This window comes from Campylobacter showae (assembly GCF_900699785.1).
GTDB lineage: Bacteria > Campylobacterota > Campylobacteria > Campylobacterales > Campylobacteraceae > Campylobacter_A > Campylobacter_A showae_D.
The window spans coordinates 2,014,106-2,030,499 of record NZ_LR535679.1 but is presented as its reverse complement, the minus strand read 5'-3'; the positions used below and the strand labels follow the sequence as shown (position 1 = coordinate 2,030,499).

At 43.7% G+C, this 16,394-nt stretch carries 15 protein-coding genes, 2 tRNA genes and 1 rRNA gene; 5 read left to right on the top strand and 13 right to left on the bottom strand.

Going from position 1 to position 16,394, the window contains the following annotated elements:
• Window positions 1-60 precede the first annotated feature (60 nt).
• The 8 genes from E4V70_RS09975 to E4V70_RS09940 all read right to left on the bottom strand — a co-directional run bounded on the left by E4V70_RS09975 (window position 61) and on the right by E4V70_RS09940 (window position 6,936).
• A tRNA-Ala gene (locus tag E4V70_RS09975) sits at window positions 61-136 on the bottom strand.
• Between the two features lie 12 nt (window positions 137-148).
• Window positions 149-225 (bottom strand) — tRNA-Ile (locus E4V70_RS09970).
• A gap of 306 nt (window positions 226-531) precedes the next feature.
• A 16S ribosomal RNA gene (locus E4V70_RS09965) occupies window positions 532-2,042 on the bottom strand.
• A 268-nt stretch (window positions 2,043-2,310) separates the two neighbouring features.
• Window positions 2,311-3,624: a DUF945 family protein gene (locus E4V70_RS09960; protein WP_122863627.1), complete on the bottom strand. Its 1,314-nt coding sequence runs from the start codon at window positions 3,622-3,624 to the stop codon at window positions 2,311-2,313.
• The gene (locus tag E4V70_RS09955; protein WP_122863626.1) at window positions 3,621-4,193 is read right to left on the bottom strand and encodes a DedA family protein; all 573 of its coding nucleotides are present in this window, start codon (window positions 4,191-4,193) and stop codon (window positions 3,621-3,623) included. Before E4V70_RS09955 ends, E4V70_RS09960 begins: the two co-directional genes overlap by 4 nt.
• A 9-nt stretch (window positions 4,194-4,202) precedes the next feature.
• Entirely contained in the window at window positions 4,203-4,793 is a 591-nt protein-coding gene (locus tag E4V70_RS09950) for a lipid-binding SYLF domain-containing protein (protein WP_122863625.1), read from the bottom strand.
• Window positions 4,794-4,811: 18 nt separating this feature from the next.
• A complete protein-coding gene (gene rny / locus E4V70_RS09945; protein WP_122863624.1) occupies window positions 4,812-6,365 on the bottom strand; it encodes a ribonuclease Y in 1,554 nt (517 codons plus the stop codon).
• Window positions 6,298-6,936, bottom strand: coding sequence for a 5-formyltetrahydrofolate cyclo-ligase (locus E4V70_RS09940; protein ID WP_122863623.1), 639 nt, complete (start codon window positions 6,934-6,936; stop codon window positions 6,298-6,300). Before E4V70_RS09940 ends, rny begins: the two co-directional genes overlap by 68 nt.
• A gap of 52 nt (window positions 6,937-6,988) precedes the next feature.
• On the opposite strand from E4V70_RS09940, the gene E4V70_RS09935 reads away from it, so the two are divergent.
• The 3 genes from E4V70_RS09935 (at window position 6,989) to E4V70_RS11170 (ending at window position 8,964) form a co-directional block, all read left to right on the top strand.
• The gene (locus E4V70_RS09935; protein WP_122863622.1) at window positions 6,989-7,570 is read left to right on the top strand and encodes a TlpA family protein disulfide reductase; all 582 of its coding nucleotides are present in this window, start codon (window positions 6,989-6,991) and stop codon (window positions 7,568-7,570) included.
• Window positions 7,570-8,439 (top strand): signal recognition particle-docking protein FtsY, encoded by an 870-nt coding sequence (gene ftsY / locus E4V70_RS09930; protein ID WP_122863621.1) that lies wholly within the window; start codon window positions 7,570-7,572, stop codon window positions 8,437-8,439. The genes E4V70_RS09935 and ftsY overlap by 1 nt, the downstream gene beginning before the upstream one ends.
• A gap of 108 nt (window positions 8,440-8,547) precedes the next feature.
• On the top strand, window positions 8,548-8,964 hold the full coding sequence (locus E4V70_RS11170; RefSeq protein WP_314300625.1) for a suppressor of fused domain protein: 417 nt from the start codon (window positions 8,548-8,550) through the stop codon (window positions 8,962-8,964).
• An 861-nt stretch (window positions 8,965-9,825) separates the two neighbouring features.
• Here E4V70_RS11170 and ftsZ read toward each other — a convergent pair.
• The 4 genes from ftsZ to E4V70_RS09905 all read right to left on the bottom strand — a co-directional run bounded on the left by ftsZ (window position 9,826) and on the right by E4V70_RS09905 (window position 14,621).
• Entirely contained in the window at window positions 9,826-10,974 is a 1,149-nt protein-coding gene (ftsZ, locus tag E4V70_RS09920) for a cell division protein FtsZ (protein WP_122863620.1), read from the bottom strand.
• 17 nt (window positions 10,975-10,991) lie between these two features.
• Window positions 10,992-12,425, bottom strand: a complete 1,434-nt coding sequence (gene ftsA, locus E4V70_RS09915; RefSeq protein WP_122863619.1) for a cell division protein FtsA — start codon at window positions 12,423-12,425, stop codon at window positions 10,992-10,994.
• Between the two features lie 22 nt (window positions 12,426-12,447).
• The gene (locus E4V70_RS09910) at window positions 12,448-13,911 is read right to left on the bottom strand and encodes a peptidylprolyl isomerase (RefSeq protein WP_122863618.1); all 1,464 of its coding nucleotides are present in this window, start codon (window positions 13,909-13,911) and stop codon (window positions 12,448-12,450) included.
• Between the two features lie 122 nt (window positions 13,912-14,033).
• Entirely contained in the window at window positions 14,034-14,621 is a 588-nt protein-coding gene (locus E4V70_RS09905) for a class II aldolase and adducin N-terminal domain-containing protein (RefSeq protein ID WP_122863617.1), read from the bottom strand.
• Window positions 14,622-14,675: 54 nt separating this feature from the next.
• Here E4V70_RS09905 and rsmH point away from each other — a divergent pair, with 54 nt between their 5' ends.
• On the top strand, window positions 14,676-15,608 hold the full coding sequence (gene rsmH, locus E4V70_RS09900) for a 16S rRNA (cytosine(1402)-N(4))-methyltransferase RsmH (RefSeq protein WP_122863616.1): 933 nt from the start codon (window positions 14,676-14,678) through the stop codon (window positions 15,606-15,608).
• On the top strand, window positions 15,598-15,882 hold the full coding sequence (locus tag E4V70_RS09895) for a hypothetical protein (protein ID WP_122863615.1): 285 nt from the start codon (window positions 15,598-15,600) through the stop codon (window positions 15,880-15,882). Before rsmH ends, E4V70_RS09895 begins: the two co-directional genes overlap by 11 nt.
• Here E4V70_RS09895 and E4V70_RS09890 read toward each other — a convergent pair whose 3' ends face one another.
• Window positions 15,883-16,392: a hypothetical protein gene (locus E4V70_RS09890; protein WP_122863614.1), complete on the bottom strand. Its 510-nt coding sequence runs from the start codon at window positions 16,390-16,392 to the stop codon at window positions 15,883-15,885.
• Window positions 16,393-16,394: the final 2 nt, after the last annotated feature.

Below are 16,394 nucleotides of genomic sequence, written 5' to 3'. Positions count from 1 at the left end.
TCTAAACTAAATATTTAACAAAAATACTTAGTTTAGACTTTTTTGATGTTAAACTAATCATGGTGGAGAATAGCGGGATCGAACCGCTGACCTCCTGCGTGCAAAGCAGGCGCTCTCCCAGCTGAGCTAATTCCCCAATTAAATTCTCTGGTGGGCCTAACAAGACTTGAACTTGTGACCTCACCCTTATCAGGGGTGCACTCTAACCAGCTGAGCTATAGGCCCCTCTTGTGCCTCTTCTTGTTTTATACTTCGTCATCTTTTTTTGAAATCTACGTCACGTATTATATATACGCTCCTTGATTTCTCAAAAAGCTTCCTCGTCTAAATCAAGAACAGCCTACAATATTTTTATCTCTATAAAATTTAGAAATCCAATATAAAGATAACTAAAAAATCAAAGATAAAATCTATAAGTTTTATCGTCAATCTTTCAAAACTAAACAAGGTCGATTGAGTAGATTATCTATAGCGATAACCTAAATTTTCCTTTGACGAATATCTTGTGAGAGAATATTCGTTGTACTCTAGAAAGGAGGTGATCCAACCGCAGGTTCTCCTACGGTTACCTTGTTACGACTTCACCCCAGTCGCTGATTCCACTGTGGACCATAACCGGTTTGGTATTTGGGCTTCGAGTGAAATCAACTCCCATGGTGTGACGGGCGGTGAGTACAAGACCCGGGAACGTATTCACCGTAGCATGGCTGATCTACGATTACTAGCGATTCCGGCTTCATGGAGTCGAGTTGCAGACTCCAATCCGAACTGGGACGTATTTTATAGATTTGCTCCATCTCGCGATATTGCGTCTCATTGTATACGCCATTGTAGCACGTGTGTCGCCCCGGACATAAGGGCCATGATGACTTGACGTCGTCCACACCTTCCTCCTCCTTGCGAAGGCAGTCTCATTAGAGTGCTCGGCCGAACCGTTAGCAACTAATGACGTGGGTTGCGCTCGTTGCGGGACTTAACCCAACATCTCACGACACGAGCTGACGACAGCCGTGCAGCACCTGTCTTAACATTTCTGCAAGCAGACACTCTTCCATCTCTGGATGATTTGTTAGATATCAAGTCCGGGTAAGGTTCTTCGCGTATCTTCGAATTAAACCACATGCTCCACCGCTTGTGCGGGTCCCCGTCTATTCCTTTGAGTTTTAATCTTGCGACCGTACTCCCCAGGCGGTATACTTAATCCGTTAGGTGCATTACTGCCTCGACTAGCGAAGCAACAACTAGTATACATCGTTTAGGGCGTGGACTACCAGGGTATCTAATCCTGTTTGCTCCCCACGCTTTCACGCATTAGCGTCAGTTAAGTTCCAGCAGATCGCTTTCGCAATGGGTATTCTTCTTGATCTCTACGGATTTTACCCCTACACCAAGAATTCCATCTGCCTCTCCCTTACTCTAGATTATCAGTTTCCCAAGCAGTTTAACGGTTAAGCCGTTAGATTTCACAAGAGACTTGATAATCCGCCTACGCGTCCTTTACGCCCAGTGATTCCGAGTAACGCTTGCACCCTCCGTATTACCGCGGCTGCTGGCACGGAGTTAGCCGGTGCTTATTCCTTGGGTACCGTCATAATTCTTTCCCAAGAAAAGGAGTTTACGCTCCGAAAAGTGTCATCCTCCACGCGGCGTTGCTGCTTCAGGGTTTCCCCCATTGAGCAATATTCCCTACTGCTGCCTCCCGTAGGAGTCTGGACCGTGTCTCAGTTCCAGTGTGACTGATCATCCTCTCAGACCAGTTACGCGTCATAGCCTTGGTAAGCCATTACCTTACCAACTAGCTGATACGATATAGCCCTATCCATTACCGAAAAACTTTCCCGTACCTACTTATATAGATACGGAGTATAAGGTATTAGCAGTCGTTTCCAACTGTTGTCCCTTAGTAATGGGCAAGTTAGCTATATATTACTCACCCGTGCGCCACTAAGATTAAATAGCAAGCTACTTAATCTCCGTTCGACTTGCATGTATTAGGCACGCCGCCAGCGTTCACTCTGAGCCAGGATCAAACTCTCCATATAAAATTTACCTAAAATAAAATATCTTAGGATTTAATATGAAGTTTTAATCAAAAAACTTTAATTTTATTAATTAGTTTTATCTCTTATCTACTTTCCAGGGAAAGCCTGAAAAAAGATTGGCTCAATCGATCACTTGTTTAGATTTCAAAGATTGACTAATTAGTTTAACAGTGTTAAATTAAAAAACTCGCTTTCTGTGAAGCGGAAAGTGAAGTATATAGAAAACATGCTTAAACAAACATAAAAATTTGTCTAAGCATGCTAAATTTTATTGAAAAAGAGATTTTAGAGATAAATTTTCGTTAAAGATTAAATCTTGCGTTCTTTTATTGTATTTAAAAATAGTTACGTATTTGCCGCCGTTTTCTTTAAATAGTCCGCCGTTTACGAGCATTGCATTTATTCCCTCTTTTTCCTCGCCGCTGCCGAATATAAACTCTCCCGGCGTCGTATCAAGCTCAATTTTGCCGCTAAAATTTATAGCAGTCGGGATATTGTCAAGAAAATTTTGACTATCTACCCCGTCCGGGTCGATAGAAAACTCAAAATTTGAGGCATAACTCTTGCCGGCCGCATTTTTAAAATTTAAATTTTCAAAGGTAAGCTTCGGAGCTCTTTTTATAAATTTATCAAGTGCTTGCATTATAGCCGCAAGCTGAGCTTCAGGCTCTCCCTTGGCGTTAATAATATCTTCAAACGCGGCTTTATCTAAATTTGTAAATTTCGTTTTGATCAAAAAGTCTTTAAATTCATATTTTGCATATTTTATCTTCTCTATCGTGCTCGTATCGTCCTGTGTTAGAGTATCGCTTAGCACGGTTAGCTTGGAGTCGCTCGTTATCTTTCCGATTTGCAGAGCCTCTGCGCCCGAAATCACGTCTATAGCGCCAAGTTCAAATTTATAAGTGCTATTTACGAGCGCTTTTGAAATCATATTAAGCTCGATCGGCGTTTCGTACTTCACGTCGTAGTCGATATTTTTGATCTTTATAGCGACGCCTTGTTTGCTAGCAAAGTCGATAAAATCGTTTACGAAAGAAGCTCCGGTTATTTTCTTTTCGCCGTTTATGTCAAAATTTAAAAGCGATTTGGCGAGATTTAGTTTATTGCCGTCTTGTTCTTTTTGCACTCCGACTAGCTCAAAGACGAATTTTTTATCTCCGCCCGAAGCGCCGTCCGCGTGAAATTTGATAGGTCTAGTCGTATCAAATATCTCTTTGATGAAATTTTTATACGGGTCGTTTAAAAACTCGGCATCGCCCGCGACTTCAAATTTACCCAGCAAGCTATCAAATCCATGCGAGATATTCATGTCGATTTTTATCATTAGATCCTCTGGCGCGCCGTACTCTTCGCCAAGAGAGACGAGCTCGTTTATGTAGTTTTTAGACAAAACCACGTCGTAGTTTGCGTGCGACTTTAGTAGACCGCCCTCAAATACGCTATTTTTGACCTCCATACCGTTTGCTTTGATTAGATTCAAAGCCTCGTTATATTTTTCCTCCACCTTGTTTGCGTTAAATTTTAGCCCGCCAAAAACCACGCCGGCTATAATCACCAATACAATGAGTAACTTTTTCATTCCGACCTTCCTTTCTTTTTCGTCGCTTGTTGTAGATATACCCAGATGAGCGTCAGTAGCGAAAACATCGCAACCGGCATCAGCCAGCCGTTTTCGCCCATAAAATCCCACGCCCGCTCAAACGCCTCGCCCGCCCAAAAGCTACCAAGCCCGAGCAAAATCGCCCAAGCTGCCGCGCTAACAATGTTTATGACGCTAAATTTAGCAAACGAATACTTTGTAAGCCCTATAGCAAGCGGGATGAGAGTCTTTAGTCCGTAGATAAATTTTTTGAAAAATATTATTTTATTTCCGTGCTGCTTAAATAAAATTTGAGAGAAGGCAAGCTTGCGTTTATGTCTAGCCAGATACGGCATCACGGCCGCGCGGTTATACCTGCTGACGTAAAAAAGCAAAGTATCGCCGATAGCATTGGCGGCGGCCGCCAGCACGATACTCACGGTTATGTCCATCTTGCCCAGATGAGCCAGCACGCCGGCTGCTATGATAGCGACCATACCGCCTCCAAGCGAATATAAAAACACTATCACGTACCCGTAGGTCGATAGCGAGGTTAGCATCTCTTGCAAATTCGGCCTTTAGTATTTTGAGATAGCGCCCATTAGCGCGTTATATCCGTAGCTATCCATCCTTAGAGGCGCGTCGCTAGTTTTAGCCAGCACCGCTCCGCCAAAGCTCGCCCCCGCGAAAAACCCGTCGTTATCCGTGTATGCGTAGATATCGCTCGTAAAGCTAAAATCGCTCACTCTGCCGTAAAATTTGCCCGTATCGGCAAATGCAAACGATGCGTCGGCGTTTATCGTGATTTTGGCGTCTTTTATGTCGGCTACAAGGCTATCTTTTAGGATAAAAAGCACGAGCGAGCTATTTTCGTAACCCACCTGTAGTCCGATACTGCCGCCGCTGATATCCACGACCATCATTTCGCTGGGCGCGTACGGATTCCCCACGAGCATCACGCCTTTGCCGTGCATACCGCCCAGTACGAAGCCGACTTTAGTAATGCTCGGAAAAATGACGACCGCTTTTGCGTTTTGAAGCAATGCCTTAACCGGTGCGTCCGCGTTCTTGCGCATCGTCGTCGTAAAAGAATTTGACGCGTTTAGCACGAGCTCGTCGTTGGCGCCGAGTGCTAAAACGCAAAAAATCGCTAGTAAAATTTTTCTCATTTTCTACCTAAATTTGACCTATTTCGCCATTTCTATGGCTCTGGTTTCGCGGATCACGTTTACTTTGATCTCGCCTGGATACTGCACCTTACTCTCGATCTCTGCGGCGATCTCTTTAGCTACGAGCACCGCTTCGTCGTCGTTTATGAGCTTGGCGTTTGCGATGACGCGGATCTCTCGGCCCGCGTTTATCGCGTATGCTTGCTTGATACCTTCTTTACTTTTTGCGATGTTTTCTATCTCTTCGACACGTTTTAGGAAGCTCTCTAACACCTCTCTACGAGCTCCAGGGCGAGCCGCGCTTAGAGCGTCCGCAGCGCAAACGGCGGCGCTTTCTACGCTAGTGGCCTCCTCGTGTCCGTGGTGGGCGTAGATAGCGTTTATGACGACAGGATGTTCTTTGTAGCGTTTGCAAATTTCAGCGCCCAGATCGACGTGGCTACCCTCAAATTCATGCGTCAAGGCCTTGCCGATATCGTGCAGCAAGCCCGCTCTTTTAGCTAGCTTTTCGTCTCCGCCCGTTTCGGCTGCGATGATGCCGGCTAGATGGGCTACCTCGAGGCTGTGCGCTAGGGCGTTTTGTCCGTAGCTGGCTCTAAATTTTAGCTTGCCTATTAGTTTCATTATCTCGGGATGAATTTTGCTAAGACCTAGGTCGATGACGATATTTTCGCCCTCCTCTAGGATCGAGGCTTCAAATTCTTCACATACTTTTTTGTGCAGATCCTCTATCCTTGCAGGCTGTATGCGGCCGTCTTGTACCAAGAGCTCTATCACGCGCGTTGCGATCGCTCTTCGGTAAAGGTTAAAGCTACTTAACGTTATGGCGTGAGGCATATCGTCGATGATGATATCTACGCCGAGCACCATTTCCAAGGTCTTGATATTGCGTCCCTCTTTGCCGATTATACGGCCTTTTAGCTCATCGTTTTTGATATCCACGACGTTTATTAGGCGCTCGGCGGCAAATTCCCCCGCAAATCGCGACGTAGCCTGCGCCAAAATATAATTCACGCGTTTTTTAGCCTCGCGTTTAGCCTCCTCCTCGTGTTTTCGCACGATGTGAGCGATCTCGGCGCGGCTTTTTTCCTCTACTTTTTTTAGCACCTCTTCGCGCGCCTCTTCTTGCGTTAGGCCGGCGGCGTGCTCTAGTACCTTTAGCGCTTCTTGCAGTTTGGCTTGATAGCTTGCTTTTAGCCCAAGCCCTTCTTCATAGACGCTTTTTGCTTCGTTTCGGGATTTTTCTAGCTCGGCTCTGCTTTCGTTTAAAATTTCTTGCTCGTTTAGCAGAGTTTGCTCTTTTTTACCGATCTCTTCGAATTTTTGCGTGTACTCTTTTTGTAGTTTTACGGTTTTGTCGTCGTATTTTTTCTTGGCTTCAAATTCAGCCTCTTGGACTTGGATTTTAGCGTCTTTTAGCGTGCGCTCGGCCTCAAATTCTATCGCTTTAGCCTTTGCTTTAGCCTGCTCTAAAAATATATTGTAGTTCGCGTCGTTGATTTTTTTAGCGATGAGATAGCCTGCGCCAGCGCCCACCGCACCTGTTCCTAAGCCGATTAAAATCTCTATCATAGATTCCTCTTTTTACGTGAATTTTGCTCGGGGTCAGGTAAAAATCACAAGTAACATCGTGATCTTCGGATATGATTTCATTAGTAAAATTGTCTAAAATTTCAACGAATATCAAGGTAGGTCGGTAAGGCAAATTTGCAAAAAATCTATCGTAAAAACCTTTACCGTGCCCTATTCGCGCCATATTTCCGTCCACCCCGAGAGTCGGAACTATAGCTACGTCTATACGCTTTTTAAAAATCTTGGTACTTAGCGGCTCTTTTACGCCAAATTTCGTCCGAGACACAAGCGGTAGCCTAGATTTTACCATTTCTAAACTAATACCAAGCATAAATGGAACGAAAATTTCATACTTTTTAGCTAGCTCGCGCCTCAAAATGTAGAAATTTGGCTCATACAAAAGAGGATTAAATATCAAAATCCGTTTCGCTTTAAGCTCGGTTAGCAAATTTAAAAGCGGCTTAAACATCTTATAATGTTTTGCCCGCGCCGAAATTTGAACCTCTTTTTTCAAAATCCGTTTCGCGTTACGCCTAAACTCTTCTTTTATCAAATTTAACACTCGTTTCATAAATTTTATGTATAATTCAAGCCTAAAATCAATCTTAGGCAGGAATTATTAAATGAAAATAAATCTTTTGATTATACCATTTTTGGCACTATTTTTAAGCGGTTGCGACAATGAAAATAAAAGCGACGCAAACAAAACTAGCGACGCGACACCGCCGACAACAACCATGTCTACTCCGACTCAAAACCAAAGCGCAAGCCTAGAAGCGCCGTTTGAGCTAACGCTAATGGACGAGAGCAAGATGACGCTGCAAAAATTCGACAAAGGCTTCAAAGTCGAGGGCAATGACGAGGCGATTTTGTTTAACTTTTTTGCCACTTGGTGTCCGCCGTGCAAAGCAGAAATCCCACACCTAAACAATCTAAGCGATAAATTTAAAGGCAAGCTAAAAATCGTAAGCGTACTTATGGAAGATAAGTCAAAAGACGAAATAGACGCGTTTATGAAGAAATTTAAAGTAAATTTCGGCGTTAGCTACGGCGAAAATAACTTCCTCTTCGCAAAAGCTCTAGGCGGCGTCGTAGGCATCCCATACATGGTGCTTTATAAGCCAAACGGCGAATACGCCACGCACTACGTCGGGCTCGTGCCAGAAGAGATGCTAGAAAGCGATATAAATAAGGTAATAAACTAATGTTTGGCTTTTTAAAAAAGGGGCTTGATAAGACGCTAGCGGCGATCCGCTCGTCAAAACCAGCCGACAAAAAAATCTCAAAGGAAATTTTAGAAGAGATCCTGCTCGAAGCCGACATCACCTATGAAATCGTCGAGGAGGTCCTCTACTACCTGCCGCCGCAAAACGAGGTTAAAAAAGACGATCTAAAGCGGCTTTTAAATAACTACTTCATATACGAAAACGAGCGCGAAGCAAAAAGCGGAAGGCCTTTCGTGGAGCTTATTTTGGGCGTAAACGGAGCAGGCAAGACGACCACGATCGCAAAGCTTGCGAATTTATACAAAAACGAAGGCAAAAACGTTATTTTGGGCGCTTGCGATACGTTTAGAGCAGGAGCTATCGAGCAGCTACGTCAGTGGGCGCAGCGAGCGGACGTGCCTATCGTCGCTACGCAGCAGGGTCACGATCCGTCTGCGGTCGCCTTTGACGCGATCAGCTCGGCCGTCGCTAAAAATCTCGACAACGTAATCCTCGACACCGCCGGTCGCCTGCAAAATCAGACGAATTTAGCTAACGAGTTAAGCAAGATCGTCCGCATCGCGGGCAGAGCCTACGCAGGCGCGCCGCACCGCAAGATCCTCATCCTCGACGGCACTCAGGGCAACGCCGGCCTAGCGCAGGCAAAGGCCTTTAACGAAATCGTGAGCCTTGACGGCGTCATCATCACCAAACTTGACGGCACGCCAAAGGGCGGAGCGCTTTTTGGCGTCGCGCGCGAGCTGGAGCTGCCGATACTCTACATCGGCATCGGCGAGACGATGAACGATCTAGTCAAATTTGACCCGCAAGATTTCGTAGATACTATCGTGGATGAAATTTACGCCTAAATCTTACGGGCGTAAATTTTAGCTTTTTAAATTTATCCCCATTCCCTTAAATTTGCAAATTTTATATATAGTACTCGCGCTTAACGCAACCCGCTAAAAGGCACAAAAATGACGACGCAAGAGTACGAGGCTAAATTTAGCGAGGATGACGCGCCCGGCTGGGACGCGATAGCGCGCGGGATAGAAAAGATCTACGATCCCGCAAACGAGCGCCACTACCCGTCGCGGCTACATGCGAGTCTGGGTGGAGAGGATTATCTAGAGAGCGTTAGTATATTTGACTCCATCAAAGGCAAGCCGCACCGCCACGTCGTGAGCTTTGGCATTAGCGAGCTTTACTACGATCCGCAAAGCGCGCAGGAAGAATTTAGCGGTTGGGGCTTTGAGTTTAGTATGCGTATCGCGCCGTTTGCGGACGATCCTGGCGCGGAGTCCTTTGGCGACGAGGTGGTCCCGAACGAGCCTTTTTGGGCGATATCCCTCATGCAAAATCTCGCCGAATACGTCTATAAAAGCAAAAAATAGTTCGAGGCTTATCATTTCATACCGACCAATTCTCCCCTGCGCCTTAATACGGACACGAAACTCGTAGGCGTCGCCTTCGCGCCCGATCCGGTACTTGGCGGCATAGATACACCAAACGGCAGAGTCGAGCTCCTCCAGATGGTGAGTCCTCACGTAGCGCGAGCTAGACTGGCTACGCGAGGACCCGACTACGCAGCGCGTAGAACGGCTCATAGAGATGATGCACAAGGACAATCCTCCGCTAATCACCGACCTAAAGCGCACTAAAGAGTATATTTAATTTAAGACCGGCTCGGCAAATTTAACCCTGCCGGCAAGCAATCTCGCTAGAAATTTGCTAGCCAAATATCTCTTTTATCGTTTTTGCGACCATTTTCTAACAGCAATACATTTAGCAAATTTTCACTGTGCCTTTCCAAAATTTCACTCACGTACACTGCATGAAAACCCGCTCGTCCGCGTCCGCTCGCACCAAAATACGTACAAAATCCCGCCGAGCTTATACCCTACCCCACTGCCCTCAAGCCGCCAGGTCGGATGGTGCTTCGCCAGATGCACCGCGTAGGGCGCGCCGAAAAACTATGCGATACCTACGCTATACAGTTTGAGCATAAAAATCCTACTAAAGCACCTTCTGAAATTTATTGTTTTTACAGCCTATCGGTATCAAGCAGTTTCATAGTTAAATGCAAATGTTAAACTTTGGTGTGATGATTTCTTTGATATATCTTGATTTATATCTATTTGAATTTTAATTGTTAAAAATTTTAGTAGTAATCTTGGTAAATTTCTACAGTCTTGTAGATATTAAAAAACCAATACAGTCAAATTTAAAAAGGATTGGAGACCCAATCCTTTTAATTAATCCATTTGGTTTCTGATGTAAGATGGTGTTTCAAGAACTATCGATGCTTCTTCGCTGTTGTATCCGCCGCTGACTTTTAGTCTGCTTATCCTTTGGTCTAAAAACGAGTTTTTAGAATTTATCGTAACAGGAGCAGGAGTTGCTACAGTAGGGTTTTCATCTTCTCTGCCCTGAAAGCCGGTCGCGATAATGGTAACCTGAACTCTGTTGTTCTCAAAACTTTCATCGCTTGTTGTGCCCCATATGATATCGGCATCGTCGTCGACTGAATTTTGTATCAAGCACATTGCCTCTTCGATATCACTAAAAGGAGAATCCGGGTGGTACTTAAAGTGAACTAGAACGCCGACGGCACCGTTTATCGTGATGTCGCTTAGAAGCGGAGACTGGATTGCGTTTTTGATAGCTTCTTGCGCTGCGCCTTCGCCCTCTGATTCGCCTATACCAAGTAGCGCCATACCGCGGTGCTCCATTACCTTTTTGACGTCTGCAAAGTCAGAGTTTATATCGCTATTTCCTGAGTCAAGTACGATGGTACACATGCCGCTAACGGCACGAGCTAAAACATTATCAACTATCTTAAAACTTTCTTTGATGCCTGCTTTTTTGTCTATAAGCGCTTTTAGTCTTTGGTTTGGTATTACGACTATAGAGTCAGATTCTTTTTTGAGCTCGTCAAGGCCTTTTAGAGCTAGGTTGTAACGCTTTTTGCCTTCGAAATCAAACGGCATAGTTACGACTGCTATAGTTAGAGCGCCTATTTCTTTTGCAGCTTGCGCTACGATAGGAGCTGCGCCTGTACCCGTACCGCCGCCAAGACCAGAAGCCACAAATACGATATCTGAATACTCAAGAGCAGTTTTGATCTCCTCGTAGCTTTCTTGAGCAGCCTTGCTTCCTATGTCTGGATTCATGCCTGCGCCAAGACCCTTTGTGATCTTTTCTCCGAGCTGAAGCTTAGTAAATGCTAAAGAGCTATCTAACGCCTTTACGTCAGTGTTGGCGACTATTAGCTCGATATCCATCTCACCGCCTCTTTCTCTTATGATATGATTGATCATATTACCGCCGCCGCCGCCTACGCCCACTACTTTTATCTTAGCGCCGTATGAAGGTTTTTTCTCTTCTACCATAAAGTTACCCATCTTAACTCAGTCTCCTTTTAAAATAGTTGTGTTAGTTTGTTCCAAATTTGAGAAAATACGTTTGGTTTTTTCTCTTTTTTGCTCTCATCTTCGTTTAGTTCGTCTTGCAAAGTTCTTTCGTCGTCAATTCTTAAATCGTCTATATAGTTGTCGTCCAAAACCGTTCCGTTGAAAATTTTCTCTCCATTTTCGTCGGGCTTTTTGCTATCGTCTTTGTTTTTGGATTTCGAATCGTCTACTATATTTTTTAAATTTTTATTTCTTAAGATAGCTTCGTCTTTAAAGCGCATTTTCTTTTCGGAGTCGATCTCGTAAGGCGTAAAGTAGCCTGCGCCGTACATACAAAGTCCGATCGCGCAAGAATTTGCCGGATCTCGTAAAATCTCGTAAAGCCCTTCCATCTCTTTCGGTCTTGCTATACGGACCGGCATATTGTCAAATATAACCGAAGCAAGCTCCCTGATGCCCTCAAGCTTAGTCATACCGCCCGTGAGTACTACGCCTGCCGCTATAGAGGCTTTGTATCCGCTATCTTCGAGCATCTTGGCTAGTATCATAAGCGTCTCTTCGGCCCTTGCATAAATTACGTTTGAGATGACGTCAAGAGATACTTCCTGCGTCTTTCCGTCGTCGTTTATCGGAGGGATTTCGACTAACTCGTTTGCTTTATTTATAAGAGAACCGTAGCTTAGCTTTATCTCCTCAGCCTTTAAAATAGGCGTATGAAGTGCAGCAGAAAGGTCGTTTGTGATATTTGCCGAGCCGATACCTAAAAATTCGTTATATCTTATCGAATTTCCGGAATGAACCAGCATATTGCATGTGGCGCCGCCCATATCTATAAATGCTACGCCCAAATCCTTTTCATCTTGATTTAGCGTCGCGATAGCCGAAGCGTAGCTCGAAAGCACGATATTATCAGGCTCGACCCCAGCCAAATTTAACGCTTTCCTGAGGTTGCTCAGAGATGATTTTTGCGCCATTATGATATGAGTTTGTACCTCGAGTCTGCTTCCGTTCATACCCAAAGGATCTTCTATATGCTCCTGGTCGTCTACTTTGAAATTATAAGGAAGTATGTGTAGTTTCTCGTAATCGCTATGGATTTGCGCCCTTCGCTCAGACTCTGACATTGAGCGGTGGATCTCTTTTATGCCGATTTCGTATGTCGGTACGTTTACTACGCCGTTACTTTCGACGCTTTTCGTGTAAGCTCCCGAGATCGACACCACTACTTTTTCATAGCGGGTGCCGGCTATCCTTTGAGCATCTATTAAAGCGCTTTTTATTGATTTTGAAGCTAGTTCGATGTTCGTTATGACGCCCTTTTTTATACCCTGAGTTTTTGCGGTTCCTATTCCGATTATTTTAAGCCCTGTCTCATCATGCTGTCCTATGACTGCGCAAATTTGAACGGAACCTACGTCGATGCCTAAAATTTTAGTACCCAATTCAATACCTTTTTAAAATATTTTACTTTTTACTAACGTAATATTCTACTTTATAACGCTTAGAAAGCGCACCGCTCAAATCCCTAATAAGCTCGTTATTTTTTAAGAAACCTACATTTTGAGTTATTATCTCTTTATATTCTTTCTCTTTTTCGCTGTTTGTTAGTTTTTGTTCCGCTATCTCGTAAACTACAGCCTTATCGCCAAGCAATACATAGCCCTTTTTGCCGCCCTTTTCAAACAGGCGATTGACAAAGATATTAAACTCACCCTCGCTTAGTCCGCCTTCAGCTTTTACGGTATCTCTACTAACAAACCCTATATCGGTACCTTGAAATCCTTTTTCAAGCAACTCTTTTGCCTTCGCTTCTACGATTTCTTTGGTTTTTTGCTCTTTGTAAAGTTCTAAAATTTGATCCCTCGCCTCGTCAAAACTCATTACTCTTGGAGCCACAATCTCTTTTACTTTTACTATCATATAGCCGTCTTCGTATTCAAACGGCTTTAGCGTGTCGCCCTTTTTGGCTAGCTTTAGCTCATCCATCGGCAAGCTTGCATTATCTTCAAATGTAGATATCGAGACGTCTGCTTGCTTCTCGTCTTTTTTGATCTTTAGGTACTCTTCAAGAGCGACTTTTTTAGTCTGCTTTAGGTTGTAGTCTTTTAGGACTTCATCCTTTACAGCCTCAAAATCTTTTATCTTGTCGTCGCTACCTTTGTACTCATTTTTGTTTTCGTTGTAAAATTCTGTTAGTTCGTTAGTATTTGCATCGCTTGATATAGCCGGGATAAATTTGGTATCAAGCTTAAATTCGGTCATAGTTTTATATTCGTTCTTATGCTCTTCCCAGAGTTTTTTTAGCGTATCCTCATCTATTTTTATTTCGTCAGAGCCAGCCTCTACGACTTGCATCGAGATCTTATCCTGCATCAAAAAGCTAGCCGTTAGCATATCTATATCTTGAGCATTTGCAGGCAAATTTAAAGCGTGTCTTAATTTGTCTAAAAGTATCACGTTTTTTAAGCCCTCTTCATATTCGCTTTCGGTGATTCTAGCTCTTTTTAGGGTATTTTTATAAAGCTCTTTGTCAAATTTGCCGTTTGAGTGGAAGTTTTGATCGGCGATGATGTATTTTACTATATCTTCGTCGTTTACGCCAAGCCCTAAATCATCGGCGAAATTTAAAAGCATAGCGTCGTTTACTAATGCTTCTAATGCTAAATTTTCTATACCTAGCTCGCTTGCTTTTTCATCGCTTAGCTGCCCGTCAAAAAGCTGGCTATAGTATGCGTGAAGCTGACCGTATCTGTTTTGAAACTCTTGGATACTTATGTTTCTATGTCCGACCTTAGCTACCGAGCTAGCTCTGCTCGCGTTTAGATCGTATGCCCCCCATCCGACGAAGCCCGCTCCGACAAAGGCTATCGTGCTCACCCAGATCGTCACGACGAGGTATTTTCTATGCTTTTGCATCCAAGTTATCATCTAGTTCCTTCAAATTTATAAAAATTTTATGCATTATTTTACTGAAATTTCGTAAATATCACCTTAAAAACGCGCTTTTTATCGATAAAATTTCAAAAATTTTACTAACATTTTTAAAAACGTTAGTTTCGCTCCGACTCGTAAAGGTGCGCTACGCTTAGCAATTTGCACGTATTTTCAAGGATTGCGACGTCTTTTGCTAGCTGATACGGGGTCCTGCTATGCACGTATACGCCGTATCCTTTGATGACCATTATGTTAGTTTTATTCTCTAACATATAACGATAAATTTCCGTATCCGCACGCTCATACCAGTCATCAAACTGTTTTGGATCATAAATCGGGATCTCATGATGTTTGATATAGCCGAAATAATCCCTCGGTCGTATAAAAGAATGCCCCAAAGTATAAGCCGTTAGGTACGGCGGCATAGCGTAGCAGATATATTTTGCTTCGTTTATATTTTTGTATATATTTAGGTGGATGTCCGCGTCTATGCTCGCATCGTTCCAGCGATAATCCCTTTTTGAGTTTAGCATTATGAGATCTTCTTCTTTGAGGTTGTCGAAAATCGTCGTTCTTTTATTTATCAAAAAAGAGTCGTGCTGAATTCTAGCCGAAATAGAGCCGTGAAAGACGCCGAAAAAGTTTTTTCTAAACATCGAAAGAGCGATGTTGCTGATCTCGCTTGCGCAGTATTTTAAGTCCATTTTAACCTTTTCTAAACTTTTTTTGTTATTATACACAAAAAATAAAGGCTAAATTTGAACTCCCCACACGTTCCCGTGCTACTTGATGAAGTTTTGCAAGCTTTTGAGGATATAAAAAGCGGCGCGATTGTCGATTGTACGCTTGGATACGGCGGGCACTCTAGCGCGATTTTAGAGCAAAATCAAAACGTAAATTTGATAGCCTGCGATCAAGATGAAGAAGCGATCAAATTTAGCTCCGAAAGACTGAAAAAATTCGGTCAAAGAGCGCAAATTTTTAAGAGTAAATTTTCAGAAATTTTGGGCAAAGTAGAGCAAGGTCAAATTCGCGGTATCCTAGCCGATATCGGCGTTTCGTCGTTACAGCTGGATAAAAACGAGCGAGGGTTTGGTTTAAAAAGCGAAAATTTAGACATGCGCATGGACGCGCAGGCTAAATTTTCAGCTTACGACATCGTAAATTCTTACAGCGCAAAAGAGCTAGAGCGTATATTTGAGGACTACGGCGAGCTGCCAAACCCCGCCAAATTTGCAGCTAAAATCATAGAAGCGAGGCAAAACGGCGAGATAAAAAGCGCCGAACGCCTCGCGCAAATAATCGGGCTAAAGGGCGTAAACGGACGCAGCGTTAGCGCGGCGACGTTAGCTTTTCAGGCGATAAGGATAGAGGTAAACAACGAGCTTGGCGAGCTGCAAAATTTGCTACAAAGCATCGAGGATTCGCAGATCGACGAGTGCGTTGTGGCGATAATCAGCTTTCACTCGCTAGAAGATCGCATCGTAAAAAATAAATTTAGGCAGTGGGCGCAAAGCTGCATTTGTCCGCCGCAAGCTCTAAAATGCACGTGCGGAGGGAATAACGCGCTGGGTAAAACCGTTAGCAAAAAAGCGGTAACGCCAAGCGCTGCCGAGATCAAGGCAAATCCGCGCTCAAGCTGCGCGAAAATGAGGATTTTTAAAATTTCAAGAGGTAAAAATGCAAGATAAAAACGAGGTTTTAGAGTTTAGCGGCGGCGAGCAAAAAAAGGAACGAAATTTAGACTACAAAACGCTAGCGACGGCGTATCTCGGGCTTTTTATCGCGCTTGCTTTGTTTTTGCCTAAAATTTACATCACGAATCAAATTTATTACATCAGTCGCGAAATCGGCGATCTAAGCGGCAAACGCGACGTCTTGTTAGAAGAAAATAGAGAGCTTCGCCTAAAGCTTGAAAGAATGAAATACAAAAATCAAATTTTAGACCCGCTCATCCTGCAATAGCTAAATCCCAGCCTCCGACTGCGCGACTAAGCGCTCTAGGACGTACTGCTCCAAGTCCTTGCGCGGGATTTCGTTTTTTACCGCTTCGTTGTAGATCATCTCGACTTTCGTGGAGTATTTTTCGTAGCTAAAATATGGAAAATGCACGCTCCAAGCCTTTTTTATGAGCTCCTTGCTTACGGCTTTTCTCGCCCAAATTTTAAACATATCAAAGCCGATAAAAACCGCCGAAGTGCCCACCACTGCGCTAACGATCGAGAGGTGAAAGTCAAGCTTAGTAAAAATATGATGTGTCAAAAGCAGTAAAATAAAAAACACGACAAAGCACAAAAGCCCGTAAACTAGGTAAGTTCTTGCGTAGCGAAATTTAAAATTTAGCTTAGCAGGATCTACTAGCATGCCTTCGTTAAAAAGGCAGTTTGCTTCGAGCAGATCGCGAAATAGCACGGGTTGCTTCGAGATAACGAAGATATTTTCTAGGATTAAATTTTTTAGCGCGTTATTTTTCATTT